The 22,846-nt window shown below is 68.2% G+C and carries 17 protein-coding genes and 1 riboswitch; all 17 genes read left to right on the forward strand.

Going from position 1 to position 22,846, the window contains the following annotated elements; genetic code table 11:
- Positions 1 to 28: 28 nt before the first annotated feature.
- The 17 genes from K7W42_RS03390 (at position 29) to thiD (ending at position 22,689) form a co-directional block, all read left to right on the forward strand.
- Positions 29 to 1,579, forward strand: coding sequence for a phospholipase D-like domain-containing protein (locus K7W42_RS03390; RefSeq protein WP_224572278.1), 1,551 nt, complete (start codon positions 29 to 31; stop codon positions 1,577 to 1,579).
- A gap of 12 nt (positions 1,580 to 1,591) precedes the next feature.
- Positions 1,592 to 2,287, forward strand: a complete 696-nt coding sequence (locus K7W42_RS03395) for a hypothetical protein (RefSeq protein WP_224572279.1) — start codon at positions 1,592 to 1,594, stop codon at positions 2,285 to 2,287.
- A gap of 26 nt (positions 2,288 to 2,313) precedes the next feature.
- Complete coding sequence (locus K7W42_RS03400; protein ID WP_224572280.1) at positions 2,314 to 4,596, forward strand: hypothetical protein; 2,283 nt, start codon at positions 2,314 to 2,316, stop codon at positions 4,594 to 4,596.
- A gap of 14 nt (positions 4,597 to 4,610) precedes the next feature.
- On the forward strand, positions 4,611 to 6,875 hold the full coding sequence (locus K7W42_RS03405) for a hypothetical protein (protein ID WP_224572281.1): 2,265 nt from the start codon (positions 4,611 to 4,613) through the stop codon (positions 6,873 to 6,875).
- Positions 6,868 to 8,943, forward strand: a complete 2,076-nt coding sequence (locus K7W42_RS03410) for a prenyltransferase/squalene oxidase repeat-containing protein (RefSeq protein WP_224572282.1) — start codon at positions 6,868 to 6,870, stop codon at positions 8,941 to 8,943. The genes K7W42_RS03405 and K7W42_RS03410 overlap by 8 nt, the downstream gene beginning before the upstream one ends.
- A gap of 342 nt (positions 8,944 to 9,285) precedes the next feature.
- Entirely contained in the window at positions 9,286 to 10,848 is a 1,563-nt protein-coding gene (gene aceB / locus K7W42_RS03415; protein ID WP_224572283.1) for a malate synthase A, read from the forward strand.
- Positions 10,845 to 11,678, forward strand: coding sequence for an IclR family transcriptional regulator (locus K7W42_RS03420; RefSeq protein ID WP_255639018.1), 834 nt, complete (start codon positions 10,845 to 10,847; stop codon positions 11,676 to 11,678). The genes aceB and K7W42_RS03420 overlap by 4 nt, the downstream gene beginning before the upstream one ends.
- A gap of 199 nt (positions 11,679 to 11,877) precedes the next feature.
- Positions 11,878 to 13,167, forward strand: a complete 1,290-nt coding sequence (locus tag K7W42_RS03425) for an aldolase/citrate lyase/malate synthase family protein (RefSeq protein ID WP_224572284.1) — start codon at positions 11,878 to 11,880, stop codon at positions 13,165 to 13,167.
- The gene (locus tag K7W42_RS03430) at positions 13,157 to 14,398 is read left to right on the forward strand and encodes an allantoate amidohydrolase (RefSeq protein ID WP_224572286.1); all 1,242 of its coding nucleotides are present in this window, start codon (positions 13,157 to 13,159) and stop codon (positions 14,396 to 14,398) included. The genes K7W42_RS03425 and K7W42_RS03430 overlap by 11 nt, the downstream gene beginning before the upstream one ends.
- Positions 14,395 to 15,753 (forward strand): allantoinase, encoded by a 1,359-nt coding sequence (locus K7W42_RS03435; RefSeq protein ID WP_224572287.1) that lies wholly within the window; start codon positions 14,395 to 14,397, stop codon positions 15,751 to 15,753. The genes K7W42_RS03430 and K7W42_RS03435 overlap by 4 nt, the downstream gene beginning before the upstream one ends.
- Positions 15,754 to 16,008: 255 nt before the next feature.
- Positions 16,009 to 16,767, forward strand: a complete 759-nt coding sequence (gene allE, locus K7W42_RS03440) for a (S)-ureidoglycine aminohydrolase (RefSeq protein WP_224572288.1) — start codon at positions 16,009 to 16,011, stop codon at positions 16,765 to 16,767.
- Between the two features lie 325 nt (positions 16,768 to 17,092).
- Positions 17,093 to 17,205: riboswitch (TPP riboswitch) on the forward strand.
- A 186-nt stretch (positions 17,206 to 17,391) separates the two neighbouring features.
- Positions 17,392 to 19,242 (forward strand): phosphomethylpyrimidine synthase ThiC, encoded by a 1,851-nt coding sequence (thiC, locus tag K7W42_RS03445; protein WP_224572289.1) that lies wholly within the window; start codon positions 17,392 to 17,394, stop codon positions 19,240 to 19,242.
- Positions 19,235 to 19,987, forward strand: a complete 753-nt coding sequence (gene thiE / locus K7W42_RS03450) for a thiamine phosphate synthase (protein ID WP_224572290.1) — start codon at positions 19,235 to 19,237, stop codon at positions 19,985 to 19,987. Before thiC ends, thiE begins: the two co-directional genes overlap by 8 nt.
- Complete coding sequence (gene thiS, locus K7W42_RS03455) at positions 19,978 to 20,172, forward strand: sulfur carrier protein ThiS (protein ID WP_224572291.1); 195 nt, start codon at positions 19,978 to 19,980, stop codon at positions 20,170 to 20,172. The genes thiE and thiS overlap by 10 nt, the downstream gene beginning before the upstream one ends.
- A complete protein-coding gene (locus K7W42_RS03460; protein WP_224572292.1) occupies positions 20,172 to 20,972 on the forward strand; it encodes a thiazole synthase in 801 nt (266 codons plus the stop codon). Before thiS ends, K7W42_RS03460 begins: the two co-directional genes overlap by 1 nt.
- Entirely contained in the window at positions 20,972 to 21,913 is a 942-nt protein-coding gene (locus K7W42_RS03465; RefSeq protein WP_224572293.1) for an NAD(P)/FAD-dependent oxidoreductase, read from the forward strand. The genes K7W42_RS03460 and K7W42_RS03465 overlap by 1 nt, the downstream gene beginning before the upstream one ends.
- Positions 21,910 to 22,689 carry a bifunctional hydroxymethylpyrimidine kinase/phosphomethylpyrimidine kinase gene (gene thiD, locus K7W42_RS03470; RefSeq protein WP_224572294.1) on the forward strand — a complete coding sequence of 260 codons (780 nt, stop codon included), beginning with the start codon at positions 21,910 to 21,912 and terminating at the stop codon, positions 22,687 to 22,689. The genes K7W42_RS03465 and thiD overlap by 4 nt, the downstream gene beginning before the upstream one ends.
- The last annotated feature ends 157 nt before the right edge of the window (positions 22,690 to 22,846 follow it).

Raw genomic sequence — 22,846 nt, forward strand, 5'->3', positions numbered from 1 at the left:
CCCCTCCCCCAATCACCAAAGGAGCGCCATGCCCTCTCTGGATTCCGCGTTGACCACACACTCCGGCTGTACGATCACGCCTCACATCGGCGGGCCACCCTACTTCGCCGCCCTGAAAGCAAAAATCGACGCGCTGACGGGCGCCGCCGGGGACTTTATTTACATCGCCGGGTGGTGGCTTCAGGCGGGCACCAACCTGGGCAGCACCCCACTGGCCGACCTGCTGAAGGTCAAGGCCCGCGCTGGCGTGGACGTCCGCGTGCTGGGCTGGGTCATGGCGCCGTCCATCCTGCAAAACAGCCGGGCGCAGGCCGCGCCGCAGCTGCGCAGCATTCTGGGGCTGAACGGCAACACCATGAGTTTCGTCAATGCCCTGCGCGCCGAACCGCGCCTCTCGGACAAGGCCGTGCTGAACATCCTGGCGCACCCGGCGGGCGCCGTCCATATGAAGATGGCGGTTGTGGGCAGCAGCGCCAGCGCCACAGCGTTCACGGGCGGCATTGACCTGCTGAATTCCCGGCTTCTTCCATCCTGGCACGATGTGGAAGCGCAGGTGGACGGGCCCGCTGTACAGGGCCTCCACGACACCTTCCGGCAATTGTGGAACGAAGTCCGGGGCCGCTCACCCGTATCCCTGACCGCTGGGGGCGTGACTTGCACCAGCCATACGGCGCCGTCCGGCGGCGGCAGCCTGAGCGGCGCGCCGAGCGGGATGCCCGACCTGCCGGCCCGCACCCTGACCACGGCGGCGGGGGGCCAGTCACGCACCCAGAGCCTGCGGACCTTCCCCAAGATGCGCTTTGGCTCGGTGAGCGGGATTGCCAGCCTGGGCGGGGCCAGCATTCCCAGCAATGACCCGCTGAGTTTCGCGCCTGGCGGCCTCTTCGAGATTCGCAGCGCCTGGGAAAAGGGCATTCAGGGCGCGCAGACGTATATCTACATGGAGGACCAGGGCTTTACCTCCGGCGAGGTCTTCGACTGGGTCAATGCCGCTGTAAAGGCCAACGACACCGTGCGGGTGGTGATTCTGACCGGGCTGTTCGACCCCAACGACGACCCCAACAACGACACGGCCAAGTTCTTTCGCGTGGCGGTGAACAACCACCTTCTGGCAGGGCTCAGTGCCGCGCAGTCGGCCCGCGTGGGGGTATTCAGCCACCTCACCAAGACCATCCACACCAAATCCACCATCGTGGACGACGCCTGGGCCATCATCGGGTCGGCCAACGCCATGCGCCGCAGCCTGTACACCGATCTGGAACATTCGGTGGCGTATATGGACGGCGCCGGGGCCATCGCGCGTTACCGCGAGGCCCTGTGGGGCGTGCATCTCCAGCAGTCCGCGCCCGACGTACAGGCGGGGCTGACCGCCTGGTTCAGCCTGCCGTTTCAGGCGCCGGGGCCGCCTCCGCCGCTGGGCATCGTGCGCCTGCGCCTGCCGCTGCCCGCCACGACCCTCAGCGCGCAGGAACAGATCATCTACGACGAGGTCATGGACGCCGATTCCCGTCAGGAATGGGGCACTCAGCTGCTGCGGCTGTTTATGCAGCAGGCCGGGGCCGGTTCCTTCGCGCCCTAAGGGGAGGCCGCCATGTTGGATCAGAACAACCTTTCGCGCGTGCCAGATGTCCCCGGTGTGCAGGTCTATGCCGACCACGCCGATCCGACCCGCTTCTATGCCGTGCCCGACGCACCACGCTTGGCGCGGAATGACAACGGCACCCCGGCCCTGAGCCTGCTGGCCTACGGGCGGGGCAGCGGCCCGGACCTCCAGTTGCTGGGCGGCCAGGTTCAGCTGACCCTCACGCTTGCCCTGACGGACAGCGAACGCCAGACCCTCACCGCCGCGCTGGAAGAATCTCTCAACCGCGACCGGCCCAGAGAGGCTCCACCGGTGCGCGTAACCCTCCTCAGCCCTGAGTGGCTGACCGGGCAGGTTCATGCCGATCTGCTGCCAGGCCTGACTTTGACTGGACACCCCTCACTGATGGCCGCCAACGAATGCGTGCTGAGCGCCACCCTGACGCCGCAGCAGGCCACCGACTTGCAACGCGCCTGGAGCGAGGGCGGCCTGCCGGACGCCCGCCTGCGCTACGAGGTGACCACTCCCGCCGCCCAGACCGAGGCGAGCCACAGGGCCAGCACGTCCGCAGAGCCGCTCCGAACCTTTTCTGCCTCCTTCACCGCCCAGACCACCCGCACGCTCTCCACTTCCCTGTGCCTGGAAGGGCCGCTGAGCGTATCCCCGGCTGATCTTCAGGGTGCCCTTCAGGTCACGTCGTTTTAACCGTCTTTCAATTCAAGGAGCCCCACATGCTGACCCTGTTCAACTCCTTCACCGTCCCCGACGTGCCCAACGTGCAGATTTACCGTGACGACGAGAAGCGCCATAAGTTCTACATGGTGTCCGAGCGCGCCTCGATTGCCCGCGACGACGAGAACCGGCCCATTTTTACCTTCATCCTGTACGCCCGCGACCTGGACCGGCTGGCCTCCGGCGATCTGGAGGTGGAGCGCGGTTACCTGCAAGTCACCACCCGCGCCGGGGTTAGCAAGGAGCAGGAAGACAAGATTCGCGCCCACCTGAAAGACAAACTGGCCGACGAGCAGCGCCGGGGCTGGTGGTTCCTGAACCTGCCGTTCGCGCAGACTGAGCCAGAACTGGGCTACCCGCCGATCTGGCTGTCCGGCACCGTGCAGTTCACGGCCGTCACGCCCAGCATGGTCATTTACACGGCAGGCTCGAAAGAGCCGTCGCTGATTGACAGCAACCTCGCCAGCTTCTCGGCCGACCTGAACCAGGACGGCGCGGAATTGTTCCGGCAGGCGCTGGAAAAAGGGAATGTGCTGGCGGGCGTGCAGTATCAGCTAAAGTTCGCGGCGCGCATTCCGGCCATCAAGATCGTGATTGACGGCGACCGGGGCGAGTTCTACAAGGAAGTCAAGAATTACATCCACAAGCGCTACGAGAGCCACCACTCGCAGAGCATCTTCGGCATCACCTACTATTCGCGCTCGTATGTTCACGAGTGGGACGAGCTGAGCAGCATCACCAAATTCCGCGACACCTTTCACAACCTCACGATTACGGTGGATGATTCCAGCCTGCCCGGCGCGGCGCAGAACACGCAGAAAGACGACCTCGAAAAGATGGCCTTCGAGATTTTTCAGACCAACGTGCTGCCCACCTTTTTTCAGCCCGCCTTGCAAGAAGTAGCGAAAGAGGTCGAGAACCCGGCGGCGGCCATTCCGGTCAACACCGAGAACACCGGGCGCATTCACATGGAAATCACGCGCTCGCAACTGGTGGAAAAGGCTGCCAACCCCAGCGTGCAGTTCTCGCAGGCGATCACGCCGGATGAGGTGAAGGCCCTGACCAGCTATCTGGACCTGAGCAACACCTTTTTTCAGGAACTGGACGTGACCGTCAGCGCCAACGTGAACTTTGCCGCCGACCCTGTGTACGCCCTGAAAGTCTTCATGGAATATGACCAGCAGGACGAGGTGCGCGGCATCCACGTCAAAAAGGCCAAGGAATTTCTGTTCAAGACCGCCGATCAGCCCGGCCGCTTCCGGCAGGTCATGGCCAAAGCCGCCGACGGCGCGCCCAAAGACCGCTACCGCTACTGGAGCGAGATCAGCTACAAAGACACGGGCGAAACCATTCGCGTCCCTGCCACAGGCGCCACTGAAAGTAACGAGCGGCAGCTGGTGATTTCCTACCGCCGCCTGGGCTTCGTGAAAGTGAACCTGCTGCTGGGGCGCATGCCGGATAACGTCAAGGCCGTACAGGTCGCCATGAAATACCCCGGCTACAGCGGCCCCAGCGCCCAGCAGACCTTCGAACTCACCCCGGACAAGCCAGCGGCCACCTTTTTTACCTATACCGGAAAACCGGGCGGCGCGGCGGCCAGCGACCCCGGCCCTTACCGCTACCAGGCGAGTTTCGTGCTGTCCGACGGCCAGCGCATGGACCTGCCGGAGCAGAGTGGACAGGCCGAGAACCTCAGCATCACCGACCCGTTTGAGCAGACCCTGACCACCCGCTTCATGGCCCAGGCAGATTTCAGCGTGGTGGAAAAGATTGAGGTCAACGCCCGCTACCGCGACGCCGTGCACGACTTCTCCGCCGAGCACCACACCGAATTTACGAAAAACGGCGAATCCAGTGCCTGGGCGCTGGGCCTGCGCGACCCGAACAAACGCGACTTCGTGTACGACGTGCTGATTCTGTATAAGAACGGCGCGCGCAGCGACCAGAAGGAGAGGAAGGGTGAACTTGGCACTTCGCTGGTCTGCGGCGAAGGTGCAGTGGACGCCCTGGAAGTGAGTGTGATCCCCAGCACCACCGACTGGACGAAATACAAGCTGGTGCTGGCCTACCTGCGCTATCAGGACGCCGCCAACCAGATTGACGAGCAGATCAACTACACCTTCCGGCCCGAGGCGCAGGCCGACCAGACCTGGAAGGTGCTGCTGCGAAACGCCCAACTTCGTACCTATAGCTACCGCCTGCGCTACGTGGGCGTGAACCCCGCCGACAACCATGAAGTCGCTTGGACGCCCACCGACGACCCGATTCTCGTCGTGCCCTGACGGAGGCGAGGCCCATGCCTGAGAAAAACACCATTGACGTTCGCAGTCTCCAGCCCCTCAGTCTGTCGGTGCGCCCGCAGATCGCCCTAGGGTTGCCGATGGCCCGCATGCAGTACCTCATGCAGGTGGCCGGAGACGAGCAGGCCCCCCATTTTGTCCCGGCGCAGGCCCCCGTCAACGATGGCGTGGCGGCCCAGGCTATCGGAGGACAGTGGCTCTACCGTCCAGAGTTACGGGTGGCGCAGCGCACCGTGGAACCGCTGGGGCCAGAGGTGCGATTTCTGAAAGACCCGGCCGGGCACGTGCGGCTTCAGTTCGAGCTGGAGGAAGCGCCGCTGGCCGGGCTCCCGGCGGGGGCGGAACCGCTGGCCGTGAAGGTAGAAAGCGTGGCCCTGACCTGGCAGGAAGGCGGGCAGGCGCGCACCCGACCGCTGGACAGCCCCACACTGGTCGGCACCGACGACCCGCAGAACCCGGCCACGCCCAATTTCCGCCTGCGCGTGGGCGTAGAACTGACCCCGGAGGAAGTGGACCCGATGTACCGCGCCCTGAGTCAGCTGGGTGCGGGTGCAGCGGTCACCGTGAATTTCTCGTATGGCTACTGGCTGGACGAAACCGTCGTGGTGGATGACCCGCCCCGCCGCCCGCCGATCATCCGCGACCACCGGATTGTGGCGGACGGGGTCGGGTCGCTGGGCGTAAGGGGGTCCCTGCTGCGGAGCGCCGCCCTGATTCGGCCCCTCCAGGTGCGCCCGGAGGGACCACCGACGCCGCCTGAGCCCGTGAACCTGACCGTTCCGCTGATCAACCTGACCCCCGTGGCCCCCGCCCCGCGCCTGAAACTGGACCGCCTGATCGCTGATGTCCGCTTCAATCCGGACCTCATCAAAACCGTGCTGAACAGGCAGCGCCAGCGGCAGACGCAGAGTAACTTCCGGCAGGTCACCCTGACCCGCACGGTGCCCTTTTTCTTCGACCCGGCGCTGGAACACAACCGGCCGGTCTTCAGCGCAGTGGTGGGGGACGCCTCGTTGGGTGCGGCGTGGCAGAACATCGGCTTTGGGCTGGTGCGGGCCGCCAGTTTTCCCAACACGGTCTACCGCCTGCCCGACGAGATCCGGCTGGCCTACAACCCAGACCTAGCCGCCCCCCACGTCATTCCCGCACTGTACCGCGACGCCGAAGACGAAATTCGCGTGCGGGTGCTGCTGCGGGCCGCCCCCTGGTACGACCCGGCCAGTCTGGTCAAGCTGCGCGACACCCTGCGAAAAACCAGCGGTGGGGCCATCTCGTTTGCCACGGTGGTCATGGGCGGCTACGAGAAAGCCGTGCTGAGATTGGGCGGCGCCTTTCCCGATCAGGTCCGCGCCCTGGGTGGCGCGCAGGACATCGAAATTGGGCTGGAAGGCAGCTTTGAGATCGTGGTGGACCTGTCACTGGAGTTCTACCGCCTGCTGGCGCAGCTGCTGGTGGGACCCATCGGCCTGACCGGGCAGGTGGACGTGACCCTGAACATGGCCGCGCCAGGTGACTCGACCCCGCAGCCGCAGGTCTTTCACGTGCCGCTGCGCCTGAATCTGGCCGATGTGGCGAGCCTCCCCCTGACCGTCACGTTGCCGGAAGGCGACACGGCCGATCTGCTCTCGCCAGGACAGGTCGTCATCAGCAGTGGCGCGGGCGTGGACACCCGCGTGGGCGGCTGCGCGGCGCGGCTGCTGCAATACGACGAGAACTCGGTGACGCCGCTGGAAGTCTTCGCGGCCCAGGTGGACGGCGTCGCCTTTCCGCTGACCCTGCCCGCCACCGGCGGCGTGACGCTGAACGTGAAACCCACGGCTGACCTGGGGAGCGAACTCTGGAACGCCATTCAGGTCGAATTGACCGGGCACGAACTGGTCACCCCCGCCGCGCAGGTGCTGGAGCACATTCACGAGGTCGCCCCCAGCGGCTCGATCAGCTGGCGGCTTCAGGTGGAGTGCCCCCTGCTGACCCGCACGCCGCTGCCCGACGCCTACCAGACCCTCTACCGCGTCGAGGTGCAGATTCACAGCGCCGGGTTTGCCGACCAGCAGGTGATCCTGAGCCCCTCGGCGGCGCAGGCCACCGTCAGCATGAACCAGACCCTGCGCGACATCGTGGGGAGCGCGGGCGGCGACATCAACCGCTTCGGGTACCGGGTGCGCAACATCTATTTCGACCATCAGGGGCAGTGGAGCGAGCCCAAAGACGGGGAAGGCTCCAACCTCTTCGTGTTCCCGAACGCGACCACCAATGATTAGCTCCGCGCCAGGAGTGGAGCTGCGCGTTCAAGCGCTGGAACGGGGCCTAACCTCCCTGCTCCGCGCCCAGCACCCGGCGGGCAGCTGGACCGACTTCTGGCTGCCCGTGGGCACCTCAGACGCCTGGGTGACGGCGTATGTGGGCCTGGCGCTCCACGCGGTGTCGGTCTGCCCCTGGCTGCCCAAAGAGCCGAGACACAGGGCCCGGACTGCGGCGCAGCACGCCGCCCAGTGGCTGCTGGCCCACGAACACCCGCGCGGCGGTTGGGGTTACAACGCCGCTGTCAGTGCCGATGCAGACAGCACCGCGCACGCCCTATCGCTGCTAGCGCGGCTGGGTCAACCCATTCCAGCAGGAGCCCTGGCCGTTCTGCGCGCCCACGAGGTGGCCGGGGAGGGGTTCCGCACCTACCTCTGGCCAAACCCAGCGCACGCCTGGACGCGGCCGTCACCAGATGTCACCGCCGCCGCCCTGCGCGCGCTGCATGACCTGGGCGACCTGTCCACTGCCGGGCTGCACGGAGCCTGGACCGCTACGCTAGCGCCCCAGCAAACCCCGGAAGGGCTATGGACGGGATTCTGGTGGACAGGCCCCGCCTACCCCACGGGCCTGACACTGGAGGTCTGGGCGGCCTCCGGGCGACCCACTCGGCCAGAGCCGCCCACCCTTTCCCAAACGGGGCACGCCTTTGACCTGGCCTGGCAGCTCCGTGCCCAGCAGGCGCTGGGCCAGCCGCAGGCCGCCCACACCACCGCGCACCTGCTGAGCCGGCAAACCAGTGACGGCGCCTGGCCGGGCGCCCCCATCCTGCGTGTGCCGCCCGCGCACCCGGCCAGCATCGGCGTCACGCTGACAGCGCGCGACGACCGACGCGTCTTTACCACCGCGAGCGTCTTGCGGGCGCTGGCCCTGGACGACCCGGACAGCGGGGAGGGCAGTCGCCCACGCCGCAGCCGCATAACGGCAGCGCCACCCCATCCCCTGCACGACGTGGTGACCCGCGCGGCGCTGGCTGCCGGCCTGACGCAGCCGCAGGCCCAGGACGCCCAGACCCTCTGTGCCTACCTGACCCGGCTGAGCCTGCACCCTCCGGGCCTGTGGCCCTCGCGGCAGCTCACGGCGCTGTCTGGGGGGCTGCCGCTGGAGTTCTCCTGCGTCACCGGCCCTCAGGTGCCAGCGGCGCTGCGGTACGCCGCAGAGGTCGGTGACCCCTTTCTGCCGCCGCCCGCCCGGACCCAGAGCGGGCTGCGCGTTCTGGAAGACGTGGCCGCTCACCTGGGCTTTCAGGCAGGCTGGGCGCGCCTCTGGCCAGCCCTGCGGATCCTGACCGACCCCATGAACGCTGCGCCGGATGGAACGCGCTTCACCGTCTGGGGCGGCGTGAATCAGGTGCTGTCGTCGGCCGAGACTGTGCAGGCGCCGGCCCTGAAAATCTACCTGAATACCCTGCACCGGGCCCTGGGCGGGGGCCGAGCAAGAATTGACGCCGCGCTGGACGCTGCGGGCTTTGCAGTCTCTGACCGCCTGCGGCGCATGCTGGACCTGCTTGGCCAGGCTGGCTTTCCCCAGGAGGTGGGGTTTGCCCTGGCAGGGCAGGGTCAGGTGGCCTGCAAGCTGTATTACGAACTGCACGGCTGGCGGCCCGCCCTAATCGAGACCCTGTTGTCTCTGACGGACCTGCCCGCTAGACCAGAGGTCTTGAAACTGGAAATTCCGGGGCTGATCCGGGCGGGGCTGGCCCGGAAGAGCCGCTCTGGCATCGGGCTGCGTATAGATCCAGTCACCGGAGACGTGCGTGAACTGATGGTGGCCTGCGCGTTTCCCACCCCACTGCTGCCGCTTCATGAAACGGTCCGGCGGGTGGAAACCTGGCTCAAGTCGCAGGGGGATGACCCCGCCGCGTACCGGGCGCTGATCCAGACGCTGCTCAGCACCTGGCCAGACCAGCACCTGCCGACGCCCGCCATGCACAGTCTCTTCACGCAGACTGCGACCCACAAAGGCCGCCACACCGCCCTTTACTTGCGGCCCTTTCTTCAGGGTTATGCGGATTCGGCACCGATCTGAAAGAGAGTGACCCTCAACTCGGCTTTCTACTCGGTGGCAATCGTCTTCTCGGAAAGAGCAGCAGGCATGAGATGAAGAGACAACCCTGGCCATTCTCAAGGCACACAGCATCAAGCGTTCAGGCAGGACGCAAGAAGGCAGTGTTACAGACCGCCGAAGACCAGTAGTCAGGCCGCAACCAACACGCTCTGACTTGCGGCCCATAGCTTGGATCATCACTTTGTCACCTGTTCCTGAAGCAGGAACGGGGCTAAGCTTTCTTACTCTCAATTTTCCGTACAATAGAAATCAAGTTCGTCAGTTGAAAATTATAGTTCTTTTCCAGCCATTCAGGAGTGCCCGATGACCCAGACCTTGCCGCCCGGCCTGACTATGACCGCCCCTGTGAGGGACGCCCAGCGTGACCTGTTGACCCCTGAAGCACTAGCTTTTGTGGCCGAGTTGCACCGCCGCTTTGAGGGACGGCGGCGCGCCCTGATGGCCGAGCGCGAGGCGCGGCAGGTACGACTGGACGCCGGCGAACTGCCTGACTTTCTACCCGAGACGGCATCCATCCGGGCAGGCGACTGGCGCATTGCGCCGCTGCCCGCTGACCTGCATGACCGCCGCGTGGAAATCACGGGGCCAGTGGACCGCAAAATGATTATCAATGCGCTGAACAGCGGCGCGCGCATGTTCATGGCCGATTTCGAGGACGCCAGCAGCCCCACCTGGGACAACGTGGTCAGCGGGCAGGTCAACCTGCGCGACGCCGTGCGGCACACCATCAGTCTGGACACCGGCGGCAAAAGCTACCGCCTGAATGACCGCACGGCCGTTCTGCTCGTGCGCCCGCGCGGCTGGCATCTGCCGGAAAAGCATGTGCAGGTGGACGGAGAGACCCTATACGGGGCCTTCTTCGATTTCGGGCTGTACTTCTGGCACAACGCGCGGGAACTGCTGGCGCGCGGCAGTGGACCGTACTTCTACCTCCCCAAGCTGGAATCCCACCACGAGGCGCGGCTGTGGAACGACGTGTTCCTGTACGCACAGGAGGCGCTGGGGCTGCCGCGCGGCACCATCAAGGCTACTGTCCTGATCGAGACCATTTTGGCGGCCTTCGAGATGGACGAGATCCTGTATGAGCTGCGCGAGCATTCGGCGGGCCTGAACTGCGGGCGCTGGGATTACATCTTTAGCTACATCAAGAAGCTGCGCGCGCATGGGGGCCGCCTGCTGCCCGACCGCGCCAAGGTCACGATGGCGGTGCCGATGATGACGGCCTACTCCAAGCTGGCCATTCAGACCTGCCACAAACGCGGCGCCCCGGCTATTGGCGGGATGAGCGCCTTCATCCCGGTCAAGGGCGACGAGGAGAAAAACCGCGCGGCCTTCGAGCAGGTGAGGGTGGACAAGGAGCGCGAGGCCCTGAACGGCCACGACGGCACCTGGGTCGCCCACCCCGGCATGGTGGAACTGGCCACCGAGGTTTTTGACCGCCTGATGCCGGCGCCCAACCAGATTGACAGCGGCAAGCAGCAGGAGCTGAGGGTCACGGCTGCCGACCTCCTGACACCGCCGGACGGCACCGTCACCGAGGCAGGTGTGCGTCTGAACGTGAATGTGGGTGTGCAGTACCTGGCGGCGTGGCTGCGCGGAGCGGGCGCGGTGCCGCTGCACAACCTGATGGAAGACGCCGCCACCGCCGAGATTTCGCGGGCGCAGCTGTGGCAGTGGCGCCACCACGGCGTGACGCTGGACGACGGCCGTCCCCTGACGCCCAAGCTGTTTGACGCCCTGTACGACGACGAGGTGGCGAAGCTGGGCGCCGCCTTTGAAGACGCCGCGCGGCTGTTCCGCACCACGGCCACCCAGTCACCGCTGATGGACTTTCTGACCCTGCCCGGCTACGAGGCGCTGGCCTGAGCGGGGCAGGCGACGGGGCCGCGCGCCCCCGCAGTGGGCGGACACGTGGCGCCGAGGCGCCGGGCAGCGTCCGTACCCTGGAACGGGGCCTGGGCGTGTTGTGGGCGCTGGCTGGCCTGCGTCAGGCGCCCCTCAGCGCGGTGGCGCGCGCTTCTGGCCTGTCGGTCAGCACGGCATACCGCCTCCTTGAAACCTTACGGCAGCAGGGCTTCGTGGACTGGGACGAGGCTTCGGGGCTGTTCCGCATTGGCCTGCGGGCCTTTCAGGTGGGGGCGGCCTTTGACGCCGCGCAGGCCCTGATTGCCGCCGCCGACCCCGAGATGCGCGCCCTGGTGGCCGAGCTGGGCGAGAGCGCCAACCTGGCGGTGCTGCGCCCTTCCGGGGGGGGCGGCTGGACGGCCGCTTACGTGCATCAGGTGGAGGGACCGCAACTGGTCCGGATGTTCACACAGCCCGGCGCGGGGGCGCCGCTCCACGCGTCCGGAGTGGGCAAGGTGCTCCTGGCCAGCCGTTCCGATGAGGAAGCGCGCCTGGCCCTGGCCCAGACTGCACTGACCGCTTTCACACCCCACACCTTCACCAGCCCAGACGCGGTGCTGGCCTCCCTGACGGCGGTGCGCGCCGACGGCTACGCCCTGGACGACCAGGAACGTGAACTGGGCGTGCGCTGCGTGGCGGTGCCGGTACGCGGCGCTGGGGCCCAGGTGACGGCGGCCCTGAGTGTCTCGGCCCCGACCTCGCGCCTGACGCCAGGCGAGGTGCCGCGCTTTCTGGCGGCGGCGCACGCGGCGGCTACGCGCATCTCGGCGCGGCTGGGCGGCGCGGGGTAGGCGCAGCCGGGCCGCCACATATTCAGTTGAAGGATTTGCTGTCGCCCCACAGTGCGGCGGAAGGCCGCTGTATGCTGCGGCGCATGAACAGAAGGAGGCGGCCCTGAGCGGCCTGCTGCCAGGGGCGGCGCGAACGCTGGCCGCGCGGCTGCACGCTGAACTGGCGGGCCGCTGGGCGGGGCTGGACGAAGGAGAAGTCTTGGCACCCGCCCCTCCTGACTACCACGCGGCCCCCATACCACCTGACCTGCACCCTGGCCGCGCCGAACTTATCGTGGAGGCCAGTGACCTCGGCGCGCTACACGCGGCCCTGGCGGCCGGAGCCGACGCCGTGGTGCTGGACTTCGACGACACTTTCTCGCCCACCCGCGCGAACGTGGCAGCGGCGTATAGCGCCCTGCCAGCAGCACTGGCGGCTCCCGTGCCGCTGCTGGCGCGGCCCCGCGCCCTGTACGCCTGCGAACCGGCCCTTACCTGGAACGGCCAGCCAGCGCGAGCGGCGCTGTGTGACCTGGCCGCCCTGCTGACCGCGCACCCCGGCCGGGCACCGCACCTGTACCTGCCCAAGCTGGAAACGGTCGCCCAGGCCGAAGTCTGGGCCGACGCCCTGCGCCTCTGCGAAACGCACCTGGCCCTGAAGCCCGGCACCCTGCGGGTCTGCCTGCAAATTGAAACCTGGCCGGGGCTGCTGGGTGCCGACGCCTTGCTGCACACCCTGCGCACTTGGGCCTATGGGCTAAACGCGGGGCGCTGGGACTATGTGTTCAGCCTGGTCAAGCATGTCGGGGCAGGCCGCGCTGGCCCTTTGCCCGCGCGCGCCCGGCTGGGCATGGACGCAGACGCCCTAGAAGCTTATGCGCAGGGGTTGGCCGAAGTCTGTCGGCGGCGCGGGGCGCAGGCGGTGGGCGGCACCGCTGCGCTGGCGCCCGATCCAGCCGACCCGGCGGCACCGGCCCTGAGCGCGGTGCGCGCGGACAAGGCCCGTGAAGCCCGCCAGGGGTTCGTGGCCGCCTGGGCGGGCCTGCCCGAACTTCTGAGCGCCGTGCGTGAGGGACTGGCTCAGCCCGCCGAACTGGCTTCTGCCGTACCTGTCACCCCTGAGCGCCTGTTAACTCTCCCCGACCCTGGCCCCCTGCCGCTGAGCGAGGTGCAGGACACCGCTGGCCTGGCGCTGGACGTGTTCCGGGCCTGGTTTGAGGGACGTGGAGTGGTGCTCCGGCACGGGCGCCTTGAAGACACCGCCACCGCCGAACTGGCCCGCGCCCTGCTGTGGCAGTGGGTGCGGGCCCAGGCGCCGTTAGCAGACGGCGCTCGCCTCAGGCCCGAGACCTATCTGGCCCTGCGCCGCCGCCTCTGCCCAGACACCGCGCCAGAAGCCCGGCTGCTGGACCACCTTGTTCTCTCCCCCACTGCGCCCGCGTACTTTCCGCAGGAGGCGCAGCGCCTGGGATTGACGCCCCACCCACCGGAGGAAGCCCTTGACCGCTGACCTGACTGCCCTGGCCCGCCGCGCCCTCCTGGCCTGCGCCGACCTGGCGCGCTTTACCGAGACGCCAGGTGAGATTACGCGCACCTTCCTGTGCCCCCCAAGCCGCGACGTGACCGCGTACCTGACCGCCTGGGCGCAGGCCTTGGGCCTGAGTGTGCGCGGCGACGCCGCTGGCAACCTGCGGGCCCGGCGCGAGGGGCCAGGCCCTGACGCCCCCACCCTCTACCTGGGCTCGCATGTGGACACGGTGCCCAATGCGGGGGCTTACGACGGCGTACTGGGCGTGACGCTGGCCTTCGCTGTCGCCGAGGCGCTGCGGGACGCGCCGCTGCCCTTTGCGCTCGAACTGCTGGCCTTCAGCGAGGAGGAAGGGGTGCGCTACGGTGTGCCGTTCATTGGCAGCCGGGCGCTGGTGGGCACCCTGGACGAGTTGCTGCCCCTCGTGGACGCCCAGGGGATCAGCGTGGCCGAAGCCCTGAGCACCTACGGCCTGGACCTTACCCAGTTGCCTGAGGCCGCCGTCACGGGCCAGAGTCTGGGGTTTCTGGAATTCCATATCGAGCAGGGGCCGGTGCTACAGGCGGCCGGGGCCAGTCTGGGCATCGTCACAGCCATTGCGGGGCAGAGTCGACTGCTGCTGGAGTGGACCGGGCAGGCAGCCCACGCCGGCACCACCCCCATGCCGCACCGCCGCGACGCGCTGGCCGCCGCCGCGCGGTTTGTGGTCGCCGCCGAGGACCGGGCGCGCACCACGCCGGGGCTGGTGGCCACGGTGGGAATGCTGAGCGCCCAGCCTGGGGCCATCAACGTGATTCCGGGTTCGGCGCAGGCCACCCTCGACATCCGCCACGAACGCGACGAGGTGCGCCAGGCAGCCCTGACGGCCCTGCTGGCCGACGCCCACTGCTTGGCCAGAGAACGCGGCGTGACTCTGACCGTCACCGAGAAGATGACCCAGCCGGCGGTGCCCATGGACGGGGAGCTTCAGACCCGGCTGCGCCGCGCGGCGGCTGAGGAGGGGCTGAGCGTTCCTGATCTGCCCAGCGGCGCGGGCCACGACGCCATGATCCTGGCGGGGCGAATGCCGGCCGCCATGTTGTTTCTGCGCTCACCAAACGCCCTGAGCCACCACCCCGACGAAACCGTGATGCCAGAGGACGTAGAAGCCGCCCTGCGGGTGGGCGTGCGCTTTGTGCAGGGGCTGGCTGCTGACACTGGGGGCCAGCCATGACGCTGGACCTGCTGCTGCGCGGCGGCACGCTGGTCACGCCCGCTGGCCCGCTGCGCGCCGACCTGGGCGTGGAGGGCGGCCAGATTGTCACCCTGGCGCTGGAGATTTACGCCCCCGCCCATCAGGAGATTAATGCGGCGGGGCTCCATATCTTTCCTGGCGTGGTGGACGCCCATGTCCATCTGAACGAGCCGGGCCGCACCCACTGGGAAGGCTTCGACACAGGCACCAGGGCGCTGGCCGCTGGCGGCGCGACCAGCCTGCTGGACATGCCCCTTAATTCCAGTCCGCCTGTTCTGAACCGCGCCGCCTTTGAGGCCAAGCGGGCGGCAGGACAGGCCCGCTCGCGCCTGGATTTTGGGCTGTGGGGCGGCCTGACCCCGCTGAATCTGGACGATCTGGACGAGTTGGCGGCCTGCGGCGTGGTCGGGTTCAAGGCGTTTATGAGTCACAGCGGCCTGGACGAGTTCCCGGCGGCCGACGACGCCACCCTGTACGCCGGCATGCAGGCTGCGCGCCGGCTGGGCCGCGTGGTGGCCACCCACGCCGAGAGCGACGCCTTTACCCGTTCGCTGACCCAGGCCGCGCGGCAGGCCGGCGGGCAGGGGGTGCGCGACTACCTCGCCTCTCGCCCCCCCATCACGGAGGCCGAGGCCGTGTCGCGCGCGCTGCTGTACGCCGAGGACACGGGGGCGGCGCTGCACCTCGTTCACCTGTCGACCGCGCGGGCCGTGGTGCTGGCCGCGGAGGCGCGCGCGCGCGGCGTGGACGTGACCGCCGAGACCTGCCCCCACTACCTGCACTTCACGGCCGAGGACGCCGAGCGCGCCGGGCCGCTACTCAAGTGTGCCCCACCCCTGCGTGACGCGGCCACCCGCGAAGCGCTGTGGACCGCACTCAAAGCCGGGCAGATAGACACGGTGGGCTCAGACCACTCGCCCGCCCCATCCGAACTGAAGACCGGGGATGATTTTTTTGCGCTGTGGGGAGGCATCAGCGGCGCGCAGTCCACGCTGAATGTGCTGCTGAACGGTCACTGGACGCGCGGCGTGCCGCTGGAACTGATTGCGGCAGTGACGGCCCTGAATCCGGCGCGGCGTTTTGGCCTGCGGGGCAAGGGCGCGCTGACCGTGGGCGCCGACGCCGATTTTGCCCTGGTGCAGCTGGACGAAGACTTCTCTCTGACCGAACTGCACGACCGCCATCAGGCCAACCCATACCGGGGAGAGGCCTTCCGGGGGCGCGTTCACGCCACCTATCTGCGTGGGCAGCCGGTGTACCGCTGGACGGCGAGCGGCGCGCACTTTGACGGTGAGGTGCGCGGGCGCCTGCTCACCCCCACTGGAGACGTATGAGAAGGATTCCATCTGTTTCGTTTACAAATCGGGAGAGAACCGATTGGCCAACTCCACGCCCGGAACCCGCTTTGCTCCTTCCTCCCTCTGGTCGGATTTCATCGTTTTTGCAAACGGTTCAATCAGAGTCGGTATGACACGACATCTATCTGGTGCGTGCAGCGCCCAGACATTTAGGGGGCAATCCGCCTCACGCCCAACAGTTGTTGCCCTCTGGCGTCACGGCTGCTCTGAACTGATTCTCGTGGAGACCATATGAAGCACCTGGGCGTCACCCGTTCCGCTTTGCAGCCCTCTCACGCGGTCCTGACCCCCGAGACCTTTGTGCGCACCGCCCTGGCTGAGTGGCCCGGCAGCGCGGTGGTGCTGCACATCGCGCCGGTCATAGGCCTGGGGGCACGCTTCGTGCAGTTCACGGCCGAGATGCCAGCCGGGGCGACCGCACAGGCATCGGCACACGGCCATCAGCGCTTTGCCTTTGTCCTGAGTGGGACGGTGGACGCGACAGTGGACGGCGAAACCCGGACCCTGCACGAAGCTGACTATCTGTTTGTACCGGCGGGCACCCCTCATACCCTGACAGCCCTGGAGGCGGCCCGCGTGGCCGTCTATGAAAAACCGTATGAGACGGCGGCCAGTCCCCCTGGGCCTGGGGTCTGCTGGGGCAACGAGCGCGATACTCCCGGCACGCCCTTTGAAGGCGACGAGCGCCTGCTGGCCCGCAAACTGCTGCCGGACGACCCGCGCTTTGACTTCATGGTCAGCACCATGAGCTTTGCGCCCGGCGCCACGCTGCCTTACACCGAGATTCATTACATGGAACACGGCCTGCTGATGCTGGCTGGTGAAGGCCTGTATAAGTTGCAAGACACCTACTACCCCGTGGTCACGGGTGACGTGATCTGGATGGGCGCCCACTGCCCGCAGTGGTACGGGGCGCTGGGCCGCGACTGGACCAAATACCTGCTGTACAAGGACATGAACCGCCATCCACTGAGCCCAGTGCCGAGATAGAGCGGCCAGCGATTCTGGTGCTTACGAGACGCCGCGCCCGAGTGCCGCCAGAGAACGCCAGGACGACACTGTGGCTGCAGCCAGGCAGGGCAACTCTCGACCAAGCCCCCGAATCCAGACGCCGACTCAGCGGCCTATGCTGGCGTGCAGGACAAACAGGATGGCCACCACAGAACGACCACGCTGCTGAGCGCCCCTGTGCGTTGCCATCAAGGAACGCTTGCAGGCCGGCTGTAACATCACCCGTTTTGGACCCAGTCGAGAGGACAGCCCCTCTCTGCACGCTGGTTCCCACGCCACCACCTGCCAAACCGTGTAGACTCGCCGCAGTCACCAGGGGTGCCGTTCTCATCAGAACGGCTGAGAGGGCCGCAGCGGCCTAACCCTAGGAACCTGATCTGGTTCACACCAGCGGAGGGAGCGTGACGGGTGCCAGGCCGCAGTTGTGGTTTTGCCCCCCTCCGAACGCGTGAGGGGGGCGTTGTCGTTTTGTAGACCCAAAGCACTTCATGTTACCCGCGTCAGCGGGTTAACGCAGGCGGCTTGATGCCAGCCTCATCCCTAACCGTTCGCCCACAGGCGCCCGGCGGCGCTTTCTTATTGCCGCCTTCCCCGGAGTACTCAATGACAACCACCCTGCGGCCCGACCTCACCCCACCTCCCCTGGCCCTGGACCCCGACCTGACCACGCCCTTTCCCAGCAGCGAAAAGGTATATCTGCGCGGTCATCTGCACCCCGACGTGCGCGTGCCAGCGCGGCGGATTCATCAGTCGCCCACCCTGGAACGGGTCGGCGCACTGACCCGCACGCGGCCCAATCCACCGCTGCTGGTGCCCGATACCAGCGGCCCTTACACCGACGCCGCTGCCACGGTGGACCTGCGCGCTGGCCTGACCCACGCGCGCCCCTGGCTGGCCCATGACCCGCGTCTGGCAGCACAACCTGGCCGCTCTCATCCCGACCTGGACCGCAGCGGTCCTCTTCCCTTTCCGGCAGTGCCGGCCCCCCGGCGGGCGCGGCCAGGCGAGGCCATCACCCAGCTTCAGGCGGCGCGCCGGGGCGAAATTACCCCAGAAATGGAATTTGTGGCCCTGCGCGAGAACCTGCGGCAAGACGAAGGCTTTGACCTGACCCACCAGCATCCAGGCGAGGCGTTTGGAGCCGGGATTCCGCGCGAGATCACCCCGGAATTCGTGCGCTCGGAGGTGGCGCGGGGCCGGGCAGTGATTCCTGCCAACATCAACCACCCCGAACTGGAACCCACCATCATCGGCCGCAACTTCCGGGTCAAGGTGAACGCCAACCTGGGCACCAGCATCGTCACCAGTTCTATAGAGGAAGAGGTGGGCAAGATGATCTGGGCCACCCGCTGGGGCGCCGACACGGTGATGGACCTCTCGACTGGCCGCCACATCCACCCCACCCGCGAGTGGATTTTGCGCAGCAGCGCCGTGCCAGTGGGCACCGTGCCCATCTATCAGGCGCTTGAGAAGGTGGGCGGCGTGGCTGAGGAACTGACCTGGGACCTTTACCGCGACACTCTAATAGAGCAGGCCGAGCAGGGCGTGGATTACATGACTGTTCATGCCGGCGTGCGGCTGGCGCACCTGCCGCTGACCGCGCGCCGCCGCACCGGGATCGTCTCGCGCGGGGGCAGCATCCTGGCCAAATGGTGTCTGGCCCATCACCAGGAAAACTTCCTGTACACCCATTTTGCCGAGATGTGCGAGCTGCTGGCCGCCTACGACATCACCTTCAGTCTGGGCGACGGCCTGCGTCCCGGCAGTGTGGAAGACGCCAACGACGCCGCGCAGTTTGCCGAACTGGACACGCTGGGCGAGCTGACACAGGTGGCCTGGAAACGTGGTGTGCAGACCATGATTGAGGGGCCGGGCCACGTCCCCATGCAGCTGATTCGGGAAAACATGACCCGCCAGTTGGAGGTCTGCCACGAGGCCCCCTTCTATACCCTGGGGCCGCTGACCACCGATATCGCGCCGGGCTACGACCACATCACCTCGGCCATCGGCGCGGCGCAGATCGCGTGGTACGGCACCGCCATGTTGTGCTATGTCACCCCAAAAGAACATCTGGGGCTGCCGGACCGCCAGGACGTGCGCGACGGGGTCATCGCCTACCGCATCGCCGCGCACGCCGCCGACCTCGCCAAAGGCCACCCCGGCGCCCAGGCCCGCGACAACGCCCTGAGCAAGGCCCGCTTTGAGTTCCGCTGGGAAGACCAGTTTGCCCTGGGCCTGGACCCGCAGAAGGCCCGCGCGCTGCACGACGAAACGCTGCCCGCCGACGCGGCCAAAACGGCCCACTTCTGCTCCATGTGCGGGCCACAGTTCTGCTCCATGAAGCTCAGTCACGACCTGCGCGCCCCGGAGGTGCTGGCAGGCCTGGAAGCCAAAGCCCAGGAATTCCGGGCGCGCGGCAGCAAGTTGTATGTGGAGGTGGGCGCCGATGACTGAACCACAGAGGAGAGACCGGAACGCAGGGGCACTGGGGCAGCAGGAACCGAAAGAATTGGCGGCCGGCACGGGCTCAAACCTTCGGCCCCCAGAACCCTGGACCGGTCCCCTGGGCCGCCTCTACCTGGTGGCCACGCCGCGCCCCGACCAGCCCGAGGCCGAGTTTCTGGCGCGGGTGGCCGCCGCGCTGGACGGCGGGGTGGAGATCCTGCAACTGCGCTGCAAGGACTGGGAGGCCCGGCCCTATATGGCCCTGGGCGCCCGGCTGGCCGACCAGGCGCAGGCGCGCGGCGTGCCGCTGTTTATCAATGACCGGGTGGATGTGGCGGTGGCCTGCGGCGCCGACGGCGTGCATCTGGGCCAGGGCGACTTGCCCCCCGCCTGGGCACATGGGCTGGCGCCGGGGCTGCTGGTCGGCCTGAGCACCCACACGGCCGCGCAGGCTGGGCGGGCCCTGACCCAGGCGCCCGCCTATATTGCGGCCGGGCCGGTGTACGCCACACCCACCAAGCCGGGACGCGCGGCGGCCGGCCTGGCGTACCTGCGGCAGGTGGCGGCGCTGCGGCCCCAGGTGCCCTGGTACGCCATCGGGGGCATTGACGCCTGTACCCTGCCCGGCGTGCTGGCGGCCGGGGCCCGCCGGGTGGCCGTGGTGCGCGCGGTGCTGGACGCCCCTGACCCCGCCCAGGCGGCGGCCGACCTGCGCGCGGCCCTGCGGCGCCCGGCGGTGACCCCATGCGGGTAAACGGCGACCCCTATCCCCTGACCCCTGGCCTGAGTCTGCCCGCGCTGCTGCATGCCCTGAACATTGACCCGGCGCGCGTGGCGGTGGCCGTCAACGACGACTTTTACCCCGGTGCCCGGATTCCAGACCGCGCCCTGCACGAAGGGGATGTCGTCGAGATTGTCCGCATCCTGGGTGGCGGCTGATGTCACCGGACATCTTGAGGCTGGGTGGCCGCACCTTTACCTCGCGCCTGATGCTGGGCACTGGGAAATTCACAGACTTTGAGGTGATGCGCGGCGCCCTGGAGGCCAGCGGCACCCAGATTGTCACGGTGGCCATTCGGCGGGTCGAACTGCGGGCCCCCGGCCACGACGGCCTGCTGGACGCGCTGAACTGGGACCACCTGCAACTGCTGCCCAACACGGCGGGCTGCCGCACCGCTGCCGAGGCCGTGCGGGTGGCCCGCCTGGCCCGCGCCGCCACCGGGACACCCTGGGTGAAGTTGGAGGTTATCCCTGACGCCCGCTGGCTGCTGCCGGACCCGGTAGCCACCCTGCGCGCCGCCGAGGAACTGGCGGCTGACGGGTTCGTGGTGCTGCCCTACGTGCAGCCTGACGCTGTCCTAGCGCGCGCCCTGGAAGCGGCGGGCTGCGCGGCGGTGATGCCCCTGGCCAGTCCGATTGGCACAGGACGGGGCCTGCGCACCCCGGACCTGCTGACGACTGTGCTGGACGGCGCCGGCGTGCCCGTGGTGGTGGACGCTGGCCTGGGCGTACCCAGCGACGCCGCACAGGCACTGGAACTGGGGGCCGACGCGGTGCTGGTCAATACCGCTATCGCCGAAGCCCGCGACCCGGTGGCCATGGCCCACGCTTTTGCGCTGGGGGTGCAGGCCGGGCGCGCGGCGTTTCTGGCCGGACGCATGGCGCCGCGCGCCCACGCCAGCCCCAGCAGTCCGGTGCAGGGCGTGCCCCGCCTGCCCGACCCGGAGGTGCCGCTCTGATGCCCGCAGCTTCTTCTGCGTCCGGCACGCGAACAGGGCCGCCCGAGGTCATCGTGGTGGGCGGCGGGCTGATAGGCGCGCTGGTCGCCTTTACGCTGCGTCAGGCCGGGGCCGACGTGCTGGTGCTGGATGCCGGGCGACCGGGGGCGGCGTGGCGCGCGGCGGCCGGGCTGCTGACCCCAGACGGTGAGGGCCTGCGGCAGAGTCCTCTCTGGACCGGCGCCCAGGAAAGTCTGCGGCGCTGGCCCCGCCTGGCGCAGCGCCTCGAAGCAGTCAGTGGCCAGCCGGTCTTTTTTCGTGAAGGGGTGAGACGCCTCCAGACAGAAGGGCCGGCCCAGGTCACCCCCGGCGAAGGCTCCTTGCACCCACCGTCGGTGGTCGGCGCGGCCCGCTGCCACGTGCCGGTGCTTCCGGCGCGCGTGCTGGCGCTGACGCCAGGGCCACGTGGAGTGGGGGTCGTGACCGACCAGGGCCACTGGACTGCGCCGACTGTGGTGCTGGCCGCCGGAGTCTGGAGCGCCGCCTTCGGGGTGAGGGTGCGGGCGGTGCAGGGACAGGCGCTGCGGCTGGCTTCTGCGCTGAACTGCGGGGCAGTGTACGGCCCGCCCGCACGCGGATTTGCCCGCTACGCCCTGACCCGCCCGGACGGGGTCTATGTGGGCGCGACCTCCCGCGCGTCGTGGCGCGTTACCCCGGACGAGCACGCCGCCCGCTGGCTGCGCGGGGTGGCCCGCCAACTGGTGCCGGGCGCCGCCACAGGCCGCGCCACGGCCCTGGTGGGCCTGCGGCCTGTCACCGCCAGCGGGCAGCCGCTGGTCGGGCCGCATCCAACGTTGCCGGGCGTGGTGGTGGCTACAGGGCACGGGCGGCACGGCGCCCTGCTGGCCCCGGTTACCGCCCAGCAGGTGCTGACGTTGGTGCAGGCGGGGGTGCGCGCATGACGGTGCCGGTAGCCCTGACCATCGCCGGGTCCGATTCGGGGGGCGGCGCCGGGATTCAGGCTGACCTGAAGACCTTCGAGGCCTACGGGGTGTACGGCACCAGCGTGCTGACCCTGATCACTGCCCAGAACACCTGCGGGGTGCGCGGCGCGTGGCCGCTGCCGCCCGAGCAGGTGGTGGCCCAGCTGGAAGCGGTGCTGAATGACTTTCCGGTGGCGGCGGTCAAGACAGGCGCACTGGGCAGCGCCGCCACCGTCAGCGCGGTTGCTGGCGTCCTGAGGAACCGCGACTTGCCCCTGGTCGTGGACCCGGTGATGCTGGCCAAAAGCGGCGACCCGCTGCTGGCGCCGGGCGCACTGGAGGCCCTGCTGCGCGACCTGCTGCCCCTGGCCACTCTGGTGACACCCAACGCGCCGGAATGGACGGCACTGCGGGCGGCGGGCGCCCCCGAGACCCTGCCCCTGCTGCTCAAGGGCGGGCACGCGCCGGGCGAGACCGTGGTGGACACCCTGCATGTGGACGGCCAGCACCTGACCTTCCGGGCGCGGCGCCGGCACACCCGGCACACCCACGGCACCGGCTGCACCCTGTCTGCCGCCATCACGGCCGGGCTGGCGCTGGGGCTGCCCCTGCCGGACGCGGCAGCTCAGGCGCACGCCTACCTTCAGGCGGCGCTGCGGGACGCGCCGGGGCTAGGCGCGGGCCACGGCCCGCTCGGGCACCGCCAGGCGTGGGTGATGGTCCTGCCGCCCAGGTCAGACGAAGTCCACCACTGACAGGAAATATTCAACTCCTGCCGCCCCATACTCTGCGGGGCGGCACGATGGTCTTCCCAGGCGTGAGGGGAGGAAGCTGACAATGGCTGTCCATTCCGTCCTGCGGAGAACGTATACCCCGCAGCTCCACTTCTGCTGCTGTCTGTAAAGGTGACTC

The sequence above is a fragment of the Deinococcus betulae genome (assembly GCF_020166395.1).
GTDB lineage: Bacteria > Deinococcota > Deinococci > Deinococcales > Deinococcaceae > Deinococcus > Deinococcus betulae.

What these genes read in the sequence shown, in the direction of transcription:
- thiC (WP_224572289.1), top strand. Translation starts at nt 17,392, where the DNA reads ATGACAACCACCCTGCGGCCCGACCTCACCCCACCTCCCCTGGCCCTG.
- thiS (WP_224572291.1), top strand. Translation starts at nt 19,978, where the DNA reads ATGCGGGTAAACGGCGACCCCTATCCCCTGACCCCTGGCCTGAGTCTG.
- thiE (WP_224572290.1), top strand. Translation starts at nt 19,235, where the DNA reads ATGACTGAACCACAGAGGAGAGACCGGAACGCAGGGGCACTGGGGCAG.
- K7W42_RS03460 (WP_224572292.1), top strand. Translation starts at nt 20,172, where the DNA reads ATGTCACCGGACATCTTGAGGCTGGGTGGCCGCACCTTTACCTCGCGC.
- K7W42_RS03410 (WP_224572282.1), top strand. Translation starts at nt 6,868, where the DNA reads ATGATTAGCTCCGCGCCAGGAGTGGAGCTGCGCGTTCAAGCGCTGGAA.
- aceB (WP_224572283.1), top strand. Translation starts at nt 9,286, where the DNA reads ATGACCCAGACCTTGCCGCCCGGCCTGACTATGACCGCCCCTGTGAGG.
- K7W42_RS03465 (WP_224572293.1), top strand. Translation starts at nt 20,972, where the DNA reads ATGCCCGCAGCTTCTTCTGCGTCCGGCACGCGAACAGGGCCGCCCGAG.
- K7W42_RS03435 (WP_224572287.1), top strand. Translation starts at nt 14,395, where the DNA reads ATGACGCTGGACCTGCTGCTGCGCGGCGGCACGCTGGTCACGCCCGCT.
- K7W42_RS03405 (WP_224572281.1), top strand. Translation starts at nt 4,611, where the DNA reads ATGCCTGAGAAAAACACCATTGACGTTCGCAGTCTCCAGCCCCTCAGT.
- thiD (WP_224572294.1), top strand. Translation starts at nt 21,910, where the DNA reads ATGACGGTGCCGGTAGCCCTGACCATCGCCGGGTCCGATTCGGGGGGC.
- K7W42_RS03390 (WP_224572278.1), top strand. Translation starts at nt 29, where the DNA reads ATGCCCTCTCTGGATTCCGCGTTGACCACACACTCCGGCTGTACGATC.
- K7W42_RS03395 (WP_224572279.1), top strand. Translation starts at nt 1,592, where the DNA reads ATGTTGGATCAGAACAACCTTTCGCGCGTGCCAGATGTCCCCGGTGTG.
- allE (WP_224572288.1), top strand. Translation starts at nt 16,009, where the DNA reads ATGAAGCACCTGGGCGTCACCCGTTCCGCTTTGCAGCCCTCTCACGCG.
- K7W42_RS03400 (WP_224572280.1), top strand. Translation starts at nt 2,314, where the DNA reads ATGCTGACCCTGTTCAACTCCTTCACCGTCCCCGACGTGCCCAACGTG.